Annotated in this window: 25 protein-coding genes; 11 read left to right on the top strand and 14 right to left on the bottom strand. The window is 35.2% G+C overall.

Annotation, left to right across the window (positions count from 1 at the left end; all coding sequences use genetic code 11):
* Positions 1–12 precede the first annotated feature (12 nt).
* The 11 genes from traK (at position 13) to BGP15_RS23075 (ending at position 6,452) form a co-directional block, all read left to right on the top strand.
* Positions 13–636, top strand: coding sequence for a conjugative transposon protein TraK (gene traK, locus BGP15_RS23125; protein WP_058699754.1), 624 nt, complete (start codon positions 13–15; stop codon positions 634–636).
* Positions 637–647: 11 nt separating this feature from the next.
* A complete protein-coding gene (locus BGP15_RS23120) occupies positions 648–1,085 on the top strand; it encodes a hypothetical protein (RefSeq protein WP_058699753.1) in 438 nt (145 codons plus the stop codon).
* A 20-nt stretch (positions 1,086–1,105) separates the two neighbouring features.
* A complete protein-coding gene (locus tag BGP15_RS23115) occupies positions 1,106–1,399 on the top strand; it encodes a nitrogen regulatory IIA protein (RefSeq protein ID WP_286770824.1) in 294 nt (97 codons plus the stop codon).
* Positions 1,380–2,729, top strand: a complete 1,350-nt coding sequence (traM, locus tag BGP15_RS23110) for a conjugative transposon protein TraM (protein WP_058699751.1) — start codon at positions 1,380–1,382, stop codon at positions 2,727–2,729. Before BGP15_RS23115 ends, traM begins: the two co-directional genes overlap by 20 nt.
* 27 nt (positions 2,730–2,756) lie before the next feature.
* Positions 2,757–3,656 carry a conjugative transposon protein TraN gene (gene traN, locus BGP15_RS23105; protein WP_058699750.1) on the top strand — a complete coding sequence of 300 codons (900 nt, stop codon included), beginning with the start codon at positions 2,757–2,759 and terminating at the stop codon, positions 3,654–3,656.
* A 16-nt stretch (positions 3,657–3,672) separates the two neighbouring features.
* Positions 3,673–4,233, top strand: a complete 561-nt coding sequence (locus BGP15_RS23100) for a conjugal transfer protein TraO (RefSeq protein WP_058700047.1) — start codon at positions 3,673–3,675, stop codon at positions 4,231–4,233.
* Between the two features lie 11 nt (positions 4,234–4,244).
* Positions 4,245–4,691 carry a DUF3872 domain-containing protein gene (locus BGP15_RS23095; RefSeq protein WP_058699749.1) on the top strand — a complete coding sequence of 149 codons (447 nt, stop codon included), beginning with the start codon at positions 4,245–4,247 and terminating at the stop codon, positions 4,689–4,691.
* Positions 4,692–4,820: 129 nt separating this feature from the next.
* Positions 4,821–5,102: a molybdenum ABC transporter permease gene (locus tag BGP15_RS23090; RefSeq protein WP_221630283.1), complete on the top strand. Its 282-nt coding sequence runs from the start codon at positions 4,821–4,823 to the stop codon at positions 5,100–5,102.
* A 97-nt stretch (positions 5,103–5,199) separates the two neighbouring features.
* Complete coding sequence (locus BGP15_RS23085) at positions 5,200–5,508, top strand: helix-turn-helix domain-containing protein (protein WP_058699748.1); 309 nt, start codon at positions 5,200–5,202, stop codon at positions 5,506–5,508.
* On the top strand, positions 5,492–5,779 hold the full coding sequence (locus tag BGP15_RS23080) for a helix-turn-helix domain-containing protein (RefSeq protein ID WP_058699747.1): 288 nt from the start codon (positions 5,492–5,494) through the stop codon (positions 5,777–5,779). Before BGP15_RS23085 ends, BGP15_RS23080 begins: the two co-directional genes overlap by 17 nt.
* Positions 5,780–6,065: 286 nt before the next feature.
* A complete protein-coding gene (locus BGP15_RS23075) occupies positions 6,066–6,452 on the top strand; it encodes a response regulator transcription factor (protein ID WP_058699746.1) in 387 nt (128 codons plus the stop codon).
* 24 nt (positions 6,453–6,476) lie between these two features.
* Here the strand turns inward: BGP15_RS23075 and BGP15_RS23070 are convergent, their stop codons facing one another.
* From BGP15_RS23070 to BGP15_RS23005, 14 genes are all read right to left on the bottom strand, one after another.
* On the bottom strand, positions 6,477–7,196 hold the full coding sequence (locus tag BGP15_RS23070; protein ID WP_058699745.1) for a hypothetical protein: 720 nt from the start codon (positions 7,194–7,196) through the stop codon (positions 6,477–6,479).
* A gap of 15 nt (positions 7,197–7,211) precedes the next feature.
* Entirely contained in the window at positions 7,212–8,084 is an 873-nt protein-coding gene (locus BGP15_RS23065; RefSeq protein WP_058699744.1) for a hypothetical protein, read from the bottom strand.
* Positions 8,085–8,098: 14 nt separating this feature from the next.
* The gene (locus tag BGP15_RS23060; RefSeq protein ID WP_068791507.1) at positions 8,099–9,925 is read right to left on the bottom strand and encodes an ATP-dependent helicase; all 1,827 of its coding nucleotides are present in this window, start codon (positions 9,923–9,925) and stop codon (positions 8,099–8,101) included.
* Positions 9,925–11,853, bottom strand: a complete 1,929-nt coding sequence (locus BGP15_RS23055; RefSeq protein ID WP_058699743.1) for an AAA family ATPase — start codon at positions 11,851–11,853, stop codon at positions 9,925–9,927. Before BGP15_RS23055 ends, BGP15_RS23060 begins: the two co-directional genes overlap by 1 nt.
* Positions 11,854–12,105: 252 nt before the next feature.
* Positions 12,106–12,336, bottom strand: a complete 231-nt coding sequence (locus tag BGP15_RS23050; protein ID WP_058699742.1) for a hypothetical protein — start codon at positions 12,334–12,336, stop codon at positions 12,106–12,108.
* Positions 12,337–12,429: 93 nt separating this feature from the next.
* Positions 12,430–13,242, bottom strand: coding sequence for a hypothetical protein (locus BGP15_RS23045; RefSeq protein WP_058699741.1), 813 nt, complete (start codon positions 13,240–13,242; stop codon positions 12,430–12,432).
* Between the two features lie 300 nt (positions 13,243–13,542).
* Positions 13,543–14,373: a competence protein CoiA gene (locus BGP15_RS23040; RefSeq protein WP_058699740.1), complete on the bottom strand. Its 831-nt coding sequence runs from the start codon at positions 14,371–14,373 to the stop codon at positions 13,543–13,545.
* A gap of 206 nt (positions 14,374–14,579) precedes the next feature.
* Entirely contained in the window at positions 14,580–15,134 is a 555-nt protein-coding gene (locus BGP15_RS23035; protein WP_058699739.1) for an HD domain-containing protein, read from the bottom strand.
* Between the two features lie 519 nt (positions 15,135–15,653).
* On the bottom strand, positions 15,654–16,463 hold the full coding sequence (locus BGP15_RS23030; protein ID WP_058699738.1) for a PRTRC system ThiF family protein: 810 nt from the start codon (positions 16,461–16,463) through the stop codon (positions 15,654–15,656).
* On the bottom strand, positions 16,460–17,173 hold the full coding sequence (locus BGP15_RS23025) for a PRTRC system protein B (RefSeq protein ID WP_058699737.1): 714 nt from the start codon (positions 17,171–17,173) through the stop codon (positions 16,460–16,462). The genes BGP15_RS23030 and BGP15_RS23025 overlap by 4 nt, the downstream gene beginning before the upstream one ends.
* A 10-nt stretch (positions 17,174–17,183) precedes the next feature.
* Complete coding sequence (locus BGP15_RS23020; protein WP_058699736.1) at positions 17,184–18,338, bottom strand: hypothetical protein; 1,155 nt, start codon at positions 18,336–18,338, stop codon at positions 17,184–17,186.
* Positions 18,339–18,355: 17 nt separating this feature from the next.
* Positions 18,356–18,574: a PRTRC system protein C gene (locus BGP15_RS23015; RefSeq protein ID WP_058700045.1), complete on the bottom strand. Its 219-nt coding sequence runs from the start codon at positions 18,572–18,574 to the stop codon at positions 18,356–18,358.
* A 26-nt stretch (positions 18,575–18,600) separates the two neighbouring features.
* The gene (locus BGP15_RS23010) at positions 18,601–19,203 is read right to left on the bottom strand and encodes a PRTRC system protein E (RefSeq protein ID WP_058699735.1); all 603 of its coding nucleotides are present in this window, start codon (positions 19,201–19,203) and stop codon (positions 18,601–18,603) included.
* 4 nt (positions 19,204–19,207) lie between these two features.
* Positions 19,208–19,411 (bottom strand): hypothetical protein, encoded by a 204-nt coding sequence (locus BGP15_RS23005; protein WP_058699734.1) that lies wholly within the window; start codon positions 19,409–19,411, stop codon positions 19,208–19,210.
* Between the last annotated feature and the right edge of the window lie 171 nt (positions 19,412–19,582).

The following is a 19,582-nucleotide window of genomic DNA, read 5'->3' as shown; positions in this document are numbered from 1 at the left end:
AAATCATTTGAAATGGAATTTAAAACATTAAGAAATATCGAAAACAGCTTTAAGCAGATAAGGCTGTATGCTATTGTCTTTGCGGTACTCTGCATTGGAGTTGTAGGATATGCCGTTTGGCAGTCCTACCGCTTTGCGGAGGAGCAACGACAAAAAGTCTATGTGTTGGATAACGGCAAATCACTCATGTTGGCACTCTCTCAGGACGCTTCTATAAACCGTCCGGTTGAAGCTCGTGAGCATATCCGTCGTTTTCACGAATTGTTCTTCACGCTCGCACCTGAAAAGAATGCTATTGAAAGCAATATGAAAAGAGCATTTAATCTTGCCGACAAATCGGCATTTGATTATTACAAGGATTTGTCCGAAAAAGGATATTACAACCGTATCATATCCGGTAACGTACAACAACGTACTGAAGTGGACAGCGTAATCTGCAACTTTGATACCTATCCGTATGCTGTTAAAACTTATGCAAAACAGTTCATTATCAGGTCAAGCAATGTGACAAGGCGTAACCTGGTTACATCCTGCTACTTGGTTAACTCCGTTCGCTCTGACAATAACCCACAAGGCTTTACAATAGAAAAATTTGCGGTGTTAGAAAACAAGGATATTGAAGTTATAGAACGCTGAAGATTAAGCACATGAAACACTTACTTGATTTAGACACGTTCGTGAAAACCCTTATTGATAAAGGATACTCTGGTTTTTTTCATACTGAAAGTTCTTATGCAGGCAAATTAAAGGATAGCATCAGTGAATTTTTGGAGGCTTGGGGCAAAGGCAAAGAAGCACCATTAGTAGCAAGCCATTTGCATCTATCTACATATCTCGAATGGAATGGTGAAAACAAGCCAAAGATTGAATGTGATATGTGGGTAAAATACGAGAATGGGAAATTTGATTTACAGGAAACGGAAATGTATGTAAGAAGAATAGATCCTTATGGACAACTATTGAAGCAATCTAAGCTAACCAACTTTACAACAAGCTCGTTTCCCATGATAAAAGAAGCCATTTCCCAGGTGACTGAAAAACCTAAAGAACATATCTCTTCCTGCAAAAGAGGGTTCAGAATGTAATAACCTCAAATAATTAAAGTATGAAAAAACTAAGGGAAAGATTGGATAATTGGTTTAACAAACTTGATGAACGTTGGCGGTCGTTGCCTGTAAAGAGACAACATAAATATACGCTGCTTTTTTTTATGGGCTATCTGCTTTTAACGGTTATCGTCATCGCAAAAGTTTGGTCCGACACCTCTAAGCCTAATCCCACTATAGAGATCAGACATATCGAAAATCCAGTTATACAGAAAAAGAAATCCGAGACGGGAGGATTGGATTCATTGTCAAACATTTTAAAAGAAAAGTTTTATGAAAGAAAATGGAAATAAAAAATTGGGAGTTCGGGTTACGGAAGGTACCCCGAATGAAAACCCTGATGTATTGCAGGACAATGCACAGAATAAGACTGAAAAGTTGAAGAAACCAATCATATTTGGTTTGATGGGAATCGTGTTTGTTGGCTGTATGTGGCTCATATTTAAACCATCAGAAGATAAAAACAAGATAGAGGATATTGGTTTAAACGATGCTGTACCACAGGCTACGGATGCAGGTTTACAGTCGGACAAACAGAAAGCTTATGAGCTGGAAATGTTGGAGCAGAAAAATCAGGAAAAGCGTAATGGGTTGACCACATTAGCTGATTATTGGAATACAGATTCAGCAAACTCCATGGAACCAGATCTTTCTGAAGAGGCACAGGGAAATACGGGTTTATTCAGTGGTAATCAACGTAGAGGAAGTAATCCTGCACTAAATAGTTATCAAAATGCTCAAAGCGTTCTCGGTTCGTTCTATAATGAACCCAACTATGAAACACAGGAACTTCGCAAACAATTAGACGAACTGAAACAGCAATTAGCAGAAAAAGACGTGGTGGCACCCGATCCGGTCGAAACCCAATTGGCACTTATGGAAAAGTCCTACCAGATGGCTGCGAAGTATCTACCGACCAATACTCCCTCTCAGCCTACAACTGTCGTTCCCGGTTCTGAACTTCCGACAACAATACCTGCATCATCATCTACTACTCAAAAAGAACATTTTGTAGCATTTACACCTGTCAAAAAAAGTGCTGTGTCAGCATTGTACAGAGAGCCAACAGATAGTGCATTTCTGGCAAATTGGAGTGAAACCCGAAATCGAGGATTTTACACCGCAGGTGTTTCAGAGCAGGTAATACAGCCAAAAAACAGTATTCGTGCTGTAGTACAGGAAACACAGGTAGTAACCGGAGAAACTGGTGTTCGTGTTCGCATATTAGAAGATGCGAAAACTCCGAACCGTACCATTCCAAAAGGAACGGTGTTAACGGCTACTGCAAAATTCCTAAATGGAAGATTGCAATTAAAGGTGACTTCAGTAGAACTGGAAGGAAACATTATCCCTGTAGATATCACCATATACGATATTGATGGTCAACAGGGACTATATGTACCTTATTCTCCTGAAATGAATGCCCTGACGGAAATAGCAGCTAACATGAGCCAGACTTCAGGTACGAGTATTATGATGACACGTTCGGCAGGTCAGCAGGTAGCAGGCGATTTGAGTCGTGGTGTGGTACAAGGAGTTTCCGGTTATTTCTCTAAGAAAGTCAGGACGCCTAAAGTAACGTTGAAGGCTGGACATCAGGTGTTTCTTGTGTCTAAAAGCTAATAAATCAAAAAATATAAAGATTAAAATATGAAAACGATAATTAAAAGTATGCTGATGTTAACCTGTTTGGTTGGACTGATCGGCAAAAGCCAGGCACAAAATGCCAATAACACATCCAAATTAGCAATGGGTAAAGTAGAACCTTATCAAATGGAAGTAACCTATACTAAAACCTCGCATTTGATATTTCCAGCGGCTATTCGTTACGTGGATTTGGGAAGCGAGTATCTGATAGCGGGTAAAGCAGAAGATGCCGAAAATGTATTGCGTATAAAGGCTACCGTACGTGATTTTGAAGAAGAAACGAATTTTTCGGTGATTACCGAAGACGGCCGTTTCTACAACTTCAATGTCTTTTATAGTTCATACCCATCGTCATTAAATTATGACTTGTTGACCATGCAGAAACAACTTAGCCGGGAAAATGAAAATGATGTATTATTTGAAGAGTTGGGTAAGAACTCTCCATCATTGGCGGGGTTGCTGTTGGAAACTATTTACAATAAGGACAAGAGGATCATCAAACATATCGGGTCAAAAAGCTACGGCATACAGTTTTTGTTGAAAGGGGTTTATATCCATAATGGTAAGTTTTATTTCCATACTGAACTACGAAATAAGAGTAATGTTCCGTTTCAGATTGATTTTGTGAATTTCAAAATTGTGGATAAGAAGATTGCAAAACGTACCGTAATACAAGAAAAACCAATGAAGCCACTACGCATATACAAGCCTCTTGACGAAATTATTGGTAATACTACGGAGCAAAACGTATTCCTATTGGATCAGTTTACAATTACGGATGATAAAGTGCTATTGATTGAGATTTTCGAGAAAAACGGAGGCAGACATCAGGTTTTGCAAATAGAAAATTCCGATCTGGTAAATGCAAGACTTATCAATACGATGCATCTCAAAATTAACTAATCAAAAAAATAAGGCAATGAAATATTATATATATACAGTGATATTGATACTTATCGGTATCACATCGGCAAACGCACAGCGGATGGTACCCAAACAAAAAGCACTTGAAGTAAGTGCTGGAATATTATCAGATGATAAAATTGGAAATGACTACTATATAAATCTGGCAATGACAGTAAACGGTAAAAACGGAAATTACTGGCTATGGGCACTGGAATATAACCATGAATATTCTAATTACAAAGAGCTTGAAATACCTGTTGAGACCTATATGGCCGAAGGAGGATACAGTCTTCGGCTGTTGGGAAACTTCCGAAAAAGTATCAACCTAAACGCAACACTCAACGGAGTTATTGGCTACGAAACATTTAACCGTGGAAAGGAAATGCTTTTTGATGGAGCCGAAATACTGAACGAAGAAAGTTTTGTCTATGGAGCCGGAGGACGTTTGTCTTTGGAAACCTATTTGTCCGATCGCTTTGTATTACTGATACAAGGTCGTACTAAAGTGCTTTGGAATACATCAAGGGACCAGTTCCGACCATCAGCGGGAATTGGATTAAGGTTTAACTTTTAAAACATAAAACTATGATAGTAATTTTCAATAAATTCAGAATAGGATTGTTTCCACTTCATATTTTGCTGGCAATCCTGATAGGATCAATAACTTTGAGCTCCTGCGATAAAGAAGAGCTGGAAATACAACAAGATTATCCATTTGACGTAAATGTAATGCCAGTTCCTTCTGAAGTAGCGAATGGTCAAACTGTGGAAATCCGTGTTACAATACAGCGTACAGGAAATTACAGAAATAACGCTTACTACATTCGGTATTTTCAGTTTGACGGACAGGGGGCACTTCGTTACTACAATGAACCGCCTTATATGCCTAATGATTTGTACCAATTACCACAAACGCAGTTTCGGTTGTATTATACTTCAGCCTCGACGGTATCCCAATCTTTCGATATATGGATATCTGACAGCTTTGGAAACGAAAAACAGATAAGTTTTCAGTTTAATAGTAGTGATTAAAGGGTTTGTTAACTATTCAATTTACAACGACTTACCTTTCGGTAGGTCGTTTTTTATTTACTGTTAATTTGTATATGGTTTCATCAATATTTGCTAAATTTATCTTCATGATATTGAAATAGATTGATTATGGAAACATTGGTTTTAGGTATAATAGCATTGGTCTTTGGGCTTGGTCTTCGTTACTGGATCAATCGTCGCAAATTTTATAGAAGAAGCTCTACAGGAGCAGAGGGATTCTCAAGTTATGAAAAGTCTGTTGTAATTTCTTTTATTGAACGTATAGGAAAACTAGCAAGCATCGTACTTATCATATTCGGCATTTTATTTCTGTTTACATACTACGGGTCAAAAAAAGATAAAGATAAATCTGAAAGATTAAAATCTAATACTTCTATACAACAGCGATAAGCCAAAATCTACCTCTCATAGCCAAACAAACCTTCCAAAAGTATAAGAGTAATTATCCTTATTAAATTCACTGTTCACAGCAAAATGAAGAACAGTTATGGAAGTAATCGCGATACAAAAATCGGCTTTTAAAAGTCTAACTCAAGAGTTAGATGATATGCTTGAACTTACTCAGACGGTAAGTCAGGCATATGCATCCATTTTCAAAGAAGAAAAGTGGCTGGATAATCAGGAAGTATGTTTGATGCTAAATATCACTAAAAGGTCATTGCAAACTTATAAGGATAAAGGTTTATTACCTTATTCCAAACTCAACAGAAAGAACTATTTCAAGCTGTCAGATGTAAAGGCTTTGCTGGAATTTAATAAAAGCATTAAAGAGGAAAGACATGGAACTACTGACTGATGATGCTATGGAACTGGCATCCCACAGAAAAAAACTGGAAGAGCTTAGGGAAAATATAGAGTTGATACTGCAAAATTTCCGGCCAGTAATGAACGGTGAAATATACCTGTCAGGACAGGACGTGTGTAAGTTACTGCATATAAGTAAACGCACTTTACAACAGTACCGGGACGATAAAATTTTGCCCTTCGTTCAGATTGGGGGCAAAATCATTTTTAAGCAATCGGATATTGCGAACGTATTGGAACAAAACTATGTGATGAATAAATAATAATCTGTAAGCTGAATAAGCATTTTGATAGTTGTATAACATTGTGAACATTATTATCTTTGCTTAGTAAAATATAAAAATCTTAAAGTGTTTTTGCTTTAAGTCTTGGTACTGAAAACTGGTAATTTTTAAGACGACAAGACAATAAGTAGGAACGCTCACGCTATAGGTGTGGGCGCTCGCTTATTCGTTGTCGGGTATACCAGTGCCTCAGTATCGATAAGTTGTAGTGGCCTGCACTTTCTTTTTTTTGCAGTACTCTACTTAATCGAATAAATAATTTGATATGGATACTGACACAAAACAAGACAAAGTTTCGATTGCATTTATCAATGACAAAAGTCCGATAATAGATAAAATATGTACTGATTTATTAAGTGCAAAATTTGAAATTTTATTCCAAACTGAAAACATTGAAAACGCAATATCTGAATTAGAAGTGATCAAAAAATTACCAGAGATCTGTATTATTGATCTTGATTTTTATGATAAGAGTATATTAAAGCAACTTCAAAAATTAAGAAACCTTTATCCAACTATTCAACTGATCGCACATAGTGATATTGATGATGAAAAAATCGCAAAAGATATAATTGATATTGGTTTTTTAAGCTATTTCTTACTTGGTACTGATATAGATGATTTAAAAAAGGCTCTTATTGATTCTGTGTAGACGGTAAAAATGTTTTCAATTCCTTTAAATTAATCGAAAATCTTGGGAACTATCATAATAAAACATCTCAATTTCAGTAGGTTGCACATTAATAGATTGGTAACCGTCCTGATCTAATCTACATGCTTTTGGATTACATAGTGCATGGAATGTAGATACAGCTATTTTGCCCCATGGATATTCATAGAATGTATTTATCTTATTTGGGTTTAGTGTGCATTTAAGAATCATGGGAATTCCTAAATTATTTATTTTAGCAGAAATAGAATCCATCTCGAAAATTGGCATATAAATTTGTTCTCCTCCAAAATTCACCAGCAATGGTTCTGCACCGCCATTGTAAAGAGCAGAAGTTGTGAAATTAAAGAATAAATAATTATCTCTTGACTCTTTTTGTCTATAATCAAAGTGCTTGTTCCAAGCTTGTAGTACAGTTTCCAGTTCATTACTTGAAAGTAAGTTGCCGTGATTATTGATAAAGCATTGTCTTATCTCCTCGCCGGTTCTACACCTAAGCCCCTGTTCAATAATATGCTCTGGAATTGCTCTCGTGTAATGAAAACCATAAATACTCGCTTTAAGGCAAACTTCATTGATTTCCTTTACCAGCTGATTGATCTCTTTACCTTCTAAGATATGCTCCAAGAACTCGTTGTCTAAAAAGGTTTTTTTATGTTTTTCAAGCTTATCTATATAAATCTTAGGAATGCCTATTAGATTATTGAGATTTATATTTTTTTTCATAAACGGAACTTATTATTAAAACGTCAACCAGTTCAATTTCCATAAAAAAGAAAATAATTCTACCTGCAAATAGTCTTTAGTTTCTCGATAGTTTTCAACATCATATTGGTAGATGAAATCATCAAGTAATTCATTTTCATATGCAAATTGTGTTGCGAGAAAACTACCAGATTGAATTTCGGCCACATTCCTAACAGCACGTGACAATTTACTCAGATTAGACAAAGCTCCTTCAGAAACAAATTGTCCCTTCTGTATTCTCATATCTTCAATTTGTGATAAAAGATCCTCCTGATCAAAGCTTTCATACTCAGGATTTGCTACACCTTTTATACCACCTCTGTCAAAGTACCATTTTTTATGACCTCTAAGTAAGGATACTTTTGGAAATGTAGAATTTGCTACAATAGTCTGCCCAGAAGTATGATTGTAAAGATCTTGCTGTTTGTGGAATACTGGAGCTGCATATATAACTAAGGCATCCGTACCAAGTTCCTTCTCTAACAATTCTAGAGCAGTCTGTTGGTGAGGTGTAATTTCAAAATACCAGTGTGCTCCTTTAATGTGCGGTTTAAGACCTTTTTTTGATCTCGATGAATAATCGGAACGCTTTGCTTGTATGAAGAGATTTAGATTGAAATCAGGTAATATTTTTTTAGGTTTTGATGTATTCCAAATATATCTAAACTTTCTTCTGTGAAGTGATAAACCACCTAGGGGAGAGCTAAATCCATGTAAGTTCCATAAATAATCGTTAATACATAGCGAGGCTCTATCAATGCCTACTATTTTTTCAAAGACCTGTCCTGGTTCCCATAATAGATTACTACCTTTTTCAAGCTGGTTGAATAATGGGCCTCTAAATTCGCCCTCTTCAAATTCTGTCATATATTGTATGTAGATTATAACTGATTTAACTCTTCTTCTTTTATTATCCTGATTTCGTTGCCGAACTTCTGTTTGAGTTCATTATCTGTTACTGAATGTGGGAAAGCCATTGCTAATAGATGTCTTGGTCGAGATAATGCCACATATATTAATCTTTTGGTTTCATCAGGAAAGCCATTGTCAATATTTGATATGTTATCAAATGTGATATTATCTTTATGTTTCCTTTCGTTGAAAAAAACAAGAATAGAATCCAAAGTTTGTCCCTTTACTTGGTGTATCGTAGTGATGGGGATATTGAACGTAGAAAAAGATTTTTTAAAATGTTGGCTTACAGTTTCAGCAAGCGTAGATTTTTCTAAATATTTCGATTTTCGACTCCGTAGATTAAAATCTACTTCATGGCTAAGGCCTAATTTACTTTTTAAAAACTGCTGAGTAGCAGCTGTCCAATCTTGAATTGTTTTACTAAAAGCTGGTAATTCATCTAAAATAGTAATCATCAATGAATTAAAGTAAGGATCTATACTTTTTTCTTTCTCAATCTCTTTCAATAAATGATAATCAGCCTCATCAGAATGCATTAGGGGTATACAAATGGTTCTGATTTCTTTTATTGCATTTTTAATATCACCACTTGTGTAAAGATTTTTAGCATATATAATTTGTTTTGGCAAGTCTATACCCCAAGGTCTCTGTTCTGTTTTTGCTCCTAACAATGCGTCTTTCAACGAATTTCCTCGAACAACAATACAGCTACTGATGTATTTTTTCATTGAACAAGAGTCATCATAATGTTTAATAATTAATTGATGATTCACGTTTGAATATTTATAAATTACAATCGAATCCGTTATATTTTCACAATCTACGCTATTGATTTTTAAATCATCTGATCGACGAACTTTTGAAAATATATCAATTATACTTTGAGGTGATCGTCGGTTATCAGTTAAGTCGTAAGAGTTCCATGTTGCGTCATTTTCGTACTTTCTTAAAAATTCAGAAGGCTTTGCATCTCGCCACTCATATAAGCTTTGGTAAGGATCTCCTATCAGTTCAATATTGTTAAGGCCTTGCTTCACTAATTCTTCAAATATGGCATGCTGCATTAGTGAATTGTCCTGAGCCTCGTCTATAATAATAAAAGGAAATCTTAAACTAAGCCATCTGCAAATTTTAGGATTATTTTTCAGTAGGTGAAGGGCTATAAATGCTGAATCTCCAGTTGAAATTAATCCTTTTCGAAATTGAGCATTCTTGATGAGTTTACAGTAGTTGTCAAAATTAACTTTTTCAACTTTATCAGATGATGGTTGATTTCCATTAATAGAAAAAGATCCATTTGGCTCAATTCTAATTTCACTGGGAGGATATAGATGATAAATACTTCGATTATTCTTTGCCTTGTATTCTGGATTATTAAGTGGTCTTAGTAAGCCTTCAAGTGTTTTGCCATTTTTAACATAAGTGGTCTTCCACATATCATCTAAGATCGTTGTGTGGTCGAGTATTTTTGGTCTATTAAAGTCTCGATTAAGTAGGTTATAAAATGGAAGAGTAATATACTTATTTATAAAACTATCAATAGTTGATACATGATTAGGGAATTGAAGTGATTTACCCGCCAGTTTCCTATAGGCTTCATTGATTTCATCTTTAGCAGAGTTAGTAAATGATAAACAAGCTACTCCCGAATGCCCTCCAACTTCTTTTAAATTCTCTAAATTTAATATCTTCTTTGCGATAGTAGTTGTTTTTCCGCTTCCAGGACAGGCATTTAAAATAACTTTTCCTCTAGCTTGTAAGTAAGCCAGTCTTTCTTCATTTTCATAATACATTACAATCCATTTTTTAAATGAGTTAACGCGTTCAATATATATACCGGAACTATAAATGAGGCTTTTGCCTCTTCCAAATTATCAATTAAATGAATTGAGAAATCCTGTGCAAATTCAGCTTTGTCAGGGAACGTTTTCCATAAGAGAATCGCAACTTTTCTTTTTTCCTGTTCAGACATCAAATCTGCTGGAAACGTTGACATGTATGTGACTATATTGCTGATTTTATCACTTACTATCATGTCAAGATACTTCACTAAAAAGTTGTCCTTAAAAGCACTTCTGTCATTGTTTACGTTATGCGATGCTATTTCATATTCCAAAGTTTTAAATGACTCAAAAATCTTTATATTTTCAGCCTTGTTTTTAACAGAGTTTAAATTCCTAATTCTTGATACAGCGTTACCTTTTTGGATACAATCATCTAAAAGATCTAGCACGGTGGTATCATTTATCAAATTCTTAAAGCTATAATCAGATTTTTTTGAGTCAGTAAACCTGTCATCGTCTGTAATGATGGAAATAGGCTTGTTTATTCGTTTCAGTACATCTGAGTGATTAAAAAGGTAAAGGAAGGGATAAAATGAAGTTCCTTTTACGTTTACAATTTCCGTCCGGTAATCTTCAAGTTTATAGTCCTCTAAAAGAGTAAATGCTGATATCAAAAGTTCCTCTGATATTCCCTCAATGAATAAAATGGATTTTGCGAATAGAAGCTGAGATTTGGTTACGTCAATGTACCTCTGAAGTTTCTTCATTCTATTCTCAAAATCTGTATCCAACAATTCTTTGCTTTTAGTAGTATCTTCAATTATTTTTTCAGATTCTCTATTTTGAAATTGTTTATCCAGTTTTGTTGCTTTACCACAATCTAATAAAATAAGATTTTTAAGGGGTACTTTTGAAGTCAACGTTGGTGAATGGGTAGTTATAAATAGCTGGCTGTTTTCAGTCGCATTTGCATTATTTAAAAAGTTATAAAGGCTTAGCTGTAATTGTGGGTGAAGGTGAGATTCGGGTTCTTCGATTAGAAGTGCAAAATGAGGTAGGCCATTATCCTTAATCTGTTCTTTTATATCACCTAGAACAACTGCTATATAGATTAGATTGTTCAATCCTAAACTATTTTGCCATAAATGAAACCCCTCATCCATCAAAGTAGCTCTATTATGTGGAAGATAAGGTTTGATTGCATTAACTATATATTCTGTTTTTGCTTCCTCAATTCTGACGCCGATTTTATTGTCAATAACTCTCTTAAAAATACTTTCGAGATTCGTGTTAACACCATCTCGCGTATTTTTAACTTCATCACGTTCTAACAGCTGAGAATTTGCATCTTTTATTATCTGTTCTATTTGCAATTCCGACTTTTCTCTCTTTACAAATCGTCTTATAACTTTGCCCAAAATATTATTTCTAGTACTCAACAGATCCTTGGTACTATCCCTTAAAGCTCCTAAATAATAATGCTGAAAAAGTTCGAAGGTTTTATAGTCTGCTTTTTGACCATCAATATTTCCGGTATTATAAGTGAAATATGGATATTTTCCGTCTTTTTCTTCATAAGAGATGGATATTTTAGCATAATCTTCCTCAATATTATTGGGATCAATTACCATATATTCATAAAACCCTCCTTTTTGAGCGGTAGATAATCCTTTAAAAATATAAGTAATGGTTATTAGGGTAGATTTATTAAGTGTTTTATGACCATCATTGTCGATTGCTTTTTGATGGAAATCATCGGATGAAACTGATAACTCCCTTATAGGTTCTCCAATATTGTATAGTAAACGTATGGCATCAATAACAGCTGATTTACCGCATCCATTTTCACCAATAATAATATTTAGTTTTGGATCAAATTCGGTTTCAATTACCTCAATTCCTTTGTAGTTTTCAATCTTTATATAAGCTAAATGCATTTTTTACGTTAATTTGGTTTAATCTAATAAAAGATCGACAAGCTATTAACGCATCAATTTAACTGAAACATAGATAGCATTTTAATGCCTTAGGCTAATTTAAAAAAAAACAATAAGGAATAATGCATTAAGTAGAAAAATTGAACAAGATTTTAAATTCCCACAGTAGATTACTGAATTTACTTCTTTCCACATCTGGACTAGCACCGATGTATTCTTGGGATATGCTCTTATTATCTCTGTAATATATTCTTAATAATTAGTTGGATGAGAAAAATGTTGAAGTGTTAATGTTTCTGTACTATTACATATCTCACAATTATTTTTAATGAATTCAATTCTTCTTTCTCTCCAATCTTTAGAATGCCACAATCGCTGTCCACCTTTGAAATCAATCCAGTATTGTGATTTTGCAATTTCTAATGTGATTTCATTATTTTCCAACTTGTCTTTTAATTGGATAATTTCGTTATATGTCAGCATGATATTTTGGATTTATTACTCGACGAATATAACTAATACTAAAGCCCGTACTGTGAGAATTGGTGGTTAAAAAAGCACTGTTATCTGTATTACTTACGCAAAATTAAATAACACTAACTCAACCAATATTTTCTTATTTGGATCATCCGGATTTTTAAACGAGAAAGTGAAATTTGTTTGTGCTCTTTGATTAACCAAACCTTCACACAGTTCATGTGCTAATATTGCGTTTCTCGATTTTTCTATTACATCGGTAAAATTCTTAGTATCACGATTGAAAATTACCAAAGCAACTTTTTCATCTCTCCAATTCACATAATTTGATAGTAACTGATTTAACCCATCAATTAGGTACTTTTCACCTTTCCATAATTTACACTCTGCAATAAAAAGATTATTCCCATTATTGTCGAACATTAAAATATCTGTTTTTCCGTTTCTATTAAAAACTTCACCTTTAGCAGAATGATTCTTTGAAATAGAGTTTAAGAAAGGAATAAAGTAATCTCTGTATCTTTCTTCATCAAAACGAACATTAAGAGATTTGAAACCTTCTAAATTTTTACCGAGAATATTCATATAATCAATAACTTGGTAAAATGCTTTTTCACTGACGCCAGTAACGGTTTGGTCAACGAATTGCGGATCAACAGGAGAACCATTAAAATAGTTTTCAAGTGTTAGAGCGACTTCATCTTGTGTTTCTTCTATTTCGTATAATTTTGATGGATATATTGTTAAGTCAATATTACCACTTTTTTGCTTCGTAACATTTGACTTATGTACTGAGGCTAATTGTTGTAAATGATTAGCAATATTTTCAGGATCAATTCCATCTTTTAGAAATACTTTTAAATATTTCTTTCCAAAAGTTTCTCTAATTTCAAATGTATAATTTTTGGGCATATCGTTAAAAATAGTATTGAAGGGAACTAGCCATAGCCTTGCAAAAGAGTGAACTTTATAAGATCGAACGTTCAATTTTGCACTTGCGTTAGCAGAACCATTTTTCGTTTTTGCTAAAATACAAAAAAGAGGAACCGAAAATGGTTTTTACGGATAAAAATCATGAATCATGATTCATGAATCTTGAATTAAAAAAAGAAAAACAAAAAGCAAGTGGTTTTTTCGAAATAGGGAGCCGAATCGTTTAAATTGCTCTTAACTTTGCTCTTTTGCCAAATTGCATGTTAGTAGCTGGAATGCTTATAATCTTCGTCTACGCTTTCTATATCCAATAATTGGAATTCCTCTCCATGAATATATTCCTCTATTTGATGAGTACAATGTTTGTCGATTTTCTCTTTCTTTTATTTGGTCTTGCTTTCTAAATTCATTTATGAATTCCTGAACTCTCAAAGTCCATTCACCATTTGTGGTTGTATTCAAAAAAGCTTTACGTGAGATTTCTGCAACTTTTGCATGTCTACCAACCTGTGGAAATAAACAGTAAAGATTATTTCGTAAATCTTCTGTATCATCTATTGAACTGTTTCCTCGAAAATCAAAGATTACAGGTACAGAACTTTTAAGCCAAGCTTCTGGAAAACAAAACTCTGGAAAACAAACCTCAAAAATCCCCGACTTTTCAGTTTGATGCACTTCACTAATTCCGTCTCTTTTCCATTCCTTTAAAAAACGAGGATAATCTCTTTTTAGTCGCGTGCCATCCACTATCCAAACCATGTTTTTATAAAACTGTTCTCGTGCAGTTCGCTCTTGAGGATTAATGTTCGAATGTTGAAACTCTATTACGAGGCTATGAGCGGTACGAACATCAGCAATATGTTTTTCTTTTGTTCCATTATCAAACAAAGATATTTCTTGCCAATCGGATGGATAATTGTTTTTCCAAGTTCGGTGCCACTCTGTTTCTGGTTCCCACCAATTGTCACAATCCGTTTTGCTTTTATGTGCCCAATGCCATATTTTTCGTGTACCACATTTTGCAATAACTGGCTTCGAACAACAACAACACAATCCGTTAAGTTTCGGTTGAGCTTCTGTCCGATTATTATCTATTAAAGCAAAGCGCATTTTTTATAGTCAGCTATCAATACATTGTTTTCACTTGCAAATTTACTCAAATAAAAATATCCTTAGGAATCGTTAAGGTAAAAACCAATAATAGCCAAGCGACTTTCTTTTGCTTCTTTTCTTTGGTCGCAGATGTGGAAAGAAAAAAAGTATTTACAAGGCAAAAGAAAATTTGATTTGCATCTTTATCAAACAAAATATAGTAATTATAATTTATTTAATACTTGCAGTCGGTGTATTAAATGCTCAAATAATTCTTTTGTAATGTCAAACTTTGACACATGTGGCAAATATTTATTTCTTATTAAGACTTCTGTAAATCCATCATTATTAGATTTAGTATCATCATTAATATTTCTAATACAGGCGTCTAAACAGTCAACAGCTTTAGCAAATTCAGCTTCTCGTGTGGCTCTTTTTTCATATTCACTGACAATTTTTTCAAATCTTAATTTATTAGGAATAAGTGTTTTGATTTTTTCTAATGCTTGTTCTTCTTTTTGATGTTTGAGTTTCATTTCCTCTGGATTATTGAATTTGGCATCTCCTGCATAAACTTCAACAATATCATGGTAAATTAAATACTCAATAACTTTTAATCTGTTTAATGGTTCTTCAACATAATCGATTAGAATATCCGCAATCAGCAAACAACTCCAAGAGTGTTCTGCTGTACTTTCTTTTCTTCCCTTTACATTGGTACCACGTTCAACATATTTTAACTTTTCTAATTCGGTTAATGCTATAATCAATTTTTCCATTCAATGTAAATTATCTATTAAATATCCTTTTATTACAAAAATATAAATTAAAGTTGCCTAACAGACACTGCTTAAACTAAACTGTAAAAATAACAAAAGGGATATTGTCGTCCATTTTTCTAACGGTTCAGATTGGTACGGTCACTGTTAAGATTATGCTTAACTCTAAAGCGAACGCAATGAGCATTCTTTATAGCCAGTTATTCATACATTGTATTTACTAGCAAATTTACTCAAATAAAAATATCACTAGGAATCGTTAAGGTAAAAACCAATAATAACCAAGCGGCGTTCTTTTGCTTCTTTTCTTTGGTCGCAGATGTGGAAAGAAAAGAAGTTCGCTAAAACAACGAAAGGGATACTGGAATATCCCTTCAAAAACAGATCGCAACCTGTTTGATAAAATGTGAAGTGAGGACGGTGCGTAGCCTTACATTTTGGCAAAGGGGTTGTACCGCTTAAATGCAAAAAGACTGCCCCGACCATCGGAGGGAGTGTCTTTTTGCGGCCCGATTTTGGCTATCGGGCGACTGGAATAGGCTGTGACCTAAAATCTTTCAGATTGAGAAAAAAACCTCTGTATTCGGTCAATCCATTACGAAATAAACCCCATAACAAAGAACTACCCATTTGAGCCAATGACGAATTGATATATAAATCCTGTTTTTCCAATGCTTCAGCTAAACTGCAACTTGGTGTATCGTCTTGCTGTTCGGACTGCTTTAACAAAGCACCAAATTCATCTGTAACCATTGGCAGATTAGCTACCGTTTCATATATATCGGAATTGGGTTGTTTTATATCTCCAATAGTTGATAACAATACTTGTCCTGTATATTGGCTGTTACCATAATCCAACCAGTATTTTGGTTTATGATGATAATATTTTCCGTTATCCAGTGCTTTTAATATTTCAGCAATACCAAATCTTGCCTTTACACTATCTACACAGGTAATAAAGATAGTAGCCTGTGCGTTTTCGGGAAGTTTGCCCAAACTGTCCTTTTCAAACTTCTGCGTTTCGGCTTTCCAATTTGTACCTGAAAAGCGGTTGGCTCGGTTGATTAGAGCAGCAGATTTATACAATCCTACTTCGCATTCTGCAAAACGCTGTCTGCCCAAATTAGCTTCCGTAATAACATCATCATCCCAAAGGCGAACGGACAATCCTGCGTGACCTAACGCAATCAAACTATGGTTCATTTCCATTAAGGCGGTCAAAACCTTTGAGCCTGTACCACCTGCACCGATAAGGTTTACCGATATAGGATTGGTTGCATTTATTAAACTATTGTCCGTAAAATGGACTTTTATTTTTTCGGTATTCATCGCAATATGTCTTTTAAGGTTAGATTACTTTTTGTCAATACTTCCATTGGAAAAGCTTCGCCTGTGGCAATTAAATTTTCCCAAAGGCTTACGCAATTTCCTTTTATCGGGTTATGACCGTGCATTAAATGACTGAAATAACTGTTAAAGAAAAAGCCTTCCCATTTGTTTGTAAATTCTTCCAATGAAGCGGTTTTCTTTATGCGTACATCTACTGTACCCATACATACATTGCCGTCCTCGTACACATTAAAAAAAGGAGCGTTGTAAAGCTTTGTTTTTATCGTAGGTCTTCTGCCATTTATTAAAGCGAAAACGGCTAAACCGCTTCGGTTCGCTACCCACAGCATAGGCGGTACATTGGCTTTGCCTTTGGGTATTCCCAGACTTTCAATAAAATACATTTCCCTTTGTGTGGCTTTGGTAAACCAAACCACTTTGTTTCCTGTCGGCTCAAAGTATAAAACCTGATTGCTCAATACTCCCTGCGGTTTCAATAGCGGTTCTTTTTCCTCTTTGGCGGTCTTCAAAGCCTTTGCCAATTGGTTCGCTTCTTTTACGGTCAAAGGGTGTGCATTAATGGGCATACCGTTTTTATCCATATCAAAATGCTCTACATAAGTATCGTTACCCTTTCCAGTAGTCTGATAAAATACCAATGCTGATTTTGGATAGTACAGCATTCCGAAATCCTGTGTTATATCGTTCATAGTTTTGTTTTTAAAAATTATTTAAAATGTAGGTCAGTTCGTTTATCATCGGTAACAAACGGTTTTCAAACTCCAATGTATTGGCGGTTATATCGCTTCCGTCAAACCGTTTGATAATAATCGGTTCTTCCATCTGTCCGTATTCCTGTAATTCGTTATTTACAGATTCTACTACATTATCCATTAGCCACCCTGTACCATCTGCACAGAAGGAAACATATTTCTCCATAGATATAATGTTTTCCATATCTTCTTCGTTGGCTTCGCCATTTGGTCGGGCATTGCGGAAGACGGTTGCATTGGGGTACTGCTCATAAATTGCATAGGCTTCCTGTGCTACTTTATAGCAATCAGCATCAATCTTATCTTTTGGTTTAAAGCGGTTTAAACGGTCTTTAAAGAGCCTTAAATTGGCTTCGTTATATATCTTCTGTTCCATACGGTCGCCAATCCATTCCGCTTGTGCAAATTCACTAAGATAGGTTTCTGTGTCTTCTCCATAATCGTCCTCTGTTACCCAATCTTTATGCATCTCATACATCCAGTACAGATAACTGCTTTCCTGTCTGTAATAGGGAATGTCGGCAATGTGGTACAGATAACTACAAACCGATATAAGCAGTTGAGCGGTATGTTTTCGCTTTGGGTCTTTCAACCAACGAAATAAGGGTACTACAGGAATATAATACAGCGTTGCACCTGTATTATATCTTTCCTCACTTGTAAAAAACACTTTCTTACTATCCTGTATCAGTTTGATTTCTTCCCAATCGCTTACTTTAAGTTTTAACTGTTCTTCTATATCTTTTAAAGCCAATGCGATATTGTACGGATATCCTAAAGCCTGCGTTGGTTTCGGAATGATACCGTAATGCTCTGCTAATTGAGAAAGGGAACGATAAAAATCCCTTTCCATTTTGATATTATCCCTGCAAGCCTGTACAGTTTCCGTTTCTTCCAGTCTTGGGAGAAACGAAGTTCTTAGAAAACCATTGGCAACATAGTTACTGGTACAGACTTTTGTTTGTCCTTTTGGATTTCGTTTGCGTCTTTCGGTCGTTGCATCCAGTTTGCGAACTCGCTCAACTGACGATGTAATTGCTTTTGCTTGGGTTCTTGGGGCATTTGGAATGTTCCCGATACGGTATGTCGTTGCATAAGTCATTGTTTTACTGTTTTGGTTTAACCTTTTGTTCCCATAGCACTTTCAAAGCGGTACTGTACGGTATCGTCTTTGATTTGTGGTGCTGATACTTTTGCGGTGGTCAGAATGGGGTATGTATTGGAATAAAAATTCATTACTGCCTGTACACTCCATTGCGGTTCGGGGTCGTTCAGTTTAATTTCCTGCCCCTTGTTATTTAATATGAAAACTCGTTGTAATTGCGTTGCTAATAACATAACATTTAATTTTTTGGTTAACACTTTTATTCTTCTTCACCTGCTTCATCAATGGGGTAATCCTCTGTAACTACAGTCGATTGTATCGGTTCGGGTGTTGTTTCTTCTGTTGCACCGAAAAGGCTCGGTGTGGCAAATTTGTCCGATAGTGAAGTTTTGCGTTTGCGTATGGCATCGGCATAGTCGGGAAAATCGGCAGGGTTCGGCACTTTCATCCACGCTTCACGGAATTTGCCCTCTTTTTCCAATTCGTCAGCCTTTGCCATAGCTTCTTTATACTTCTTGTCCCTGGCTTCTTTTTCTTTCTTCTCCTTATCGGCTTTTTCCTTTTCCATTGCCGATTGCTTTTTGACTTCCTCCATTTGTTTTAGAAACTTTTCCATATCTACCATCATGCCCGAAACGGTTTGTACTGGTGCGGTTATCTGCTCAAAAAATCCCTCGTCAAACTCCTGTGCGGTAGCATTGAATGTAAGGGGTGGAATAAGGTTTTTGGCGTTATCTCCGCACTCATCATTGTTAAGCATAACCGATACTATTAGCTTGGTTTCTGTTCCCTTTGAAATGTTCAGTTGCAATACTCCTGTAAAGTCCAACTGCTGTATCTGATTGAAAAAATTTGTATTCATCGTTCTAATTTTTTTGTTTGTCCTCTAATCGTTTTTTCTTTGCTGTCAGTTTATTGTACATATCTGTCCAATAAGCGTTCTGTCTTTTGTCGAACTCGGAGAAACTTTCGTCCTCGTGTCTGTAACCAGTGTACCGTTTGCTAATCTTTATGGCTTCATCAAGGTCAGTGACTTCGATAGAGCATCCGTTCAAATCCGTTACTTTCATGTTTAATAATATAAGGCTACCACCGTTTGCAAGGCGGTAGCCTGTGGTGTAATTAATTAAGTTGAAAAACCTCTTCACCGACTTTCTGAAAAGAGGTACACAGTTCAAATGCTTTCTGTGATTTGAGTTGAGCAGTACCGCCCATTACAATACTCTGTAACTTGGCTTCGT

Origin of the sequence: Sphingobacterium sp. 40-24 (genome assembly GCF_001899705.1) — a bacterium.
GTDB classification, from domain to species: Bacteria; Bacteroidota; Bacteroidia; order Sphingobacteriales; family Sphingobacteriaceae; genus Sphingobacterium; species Sphingobacterium multivorum.
This window is presented reverse-complemented; position numbering and strand designations above follow the sequence as displayed.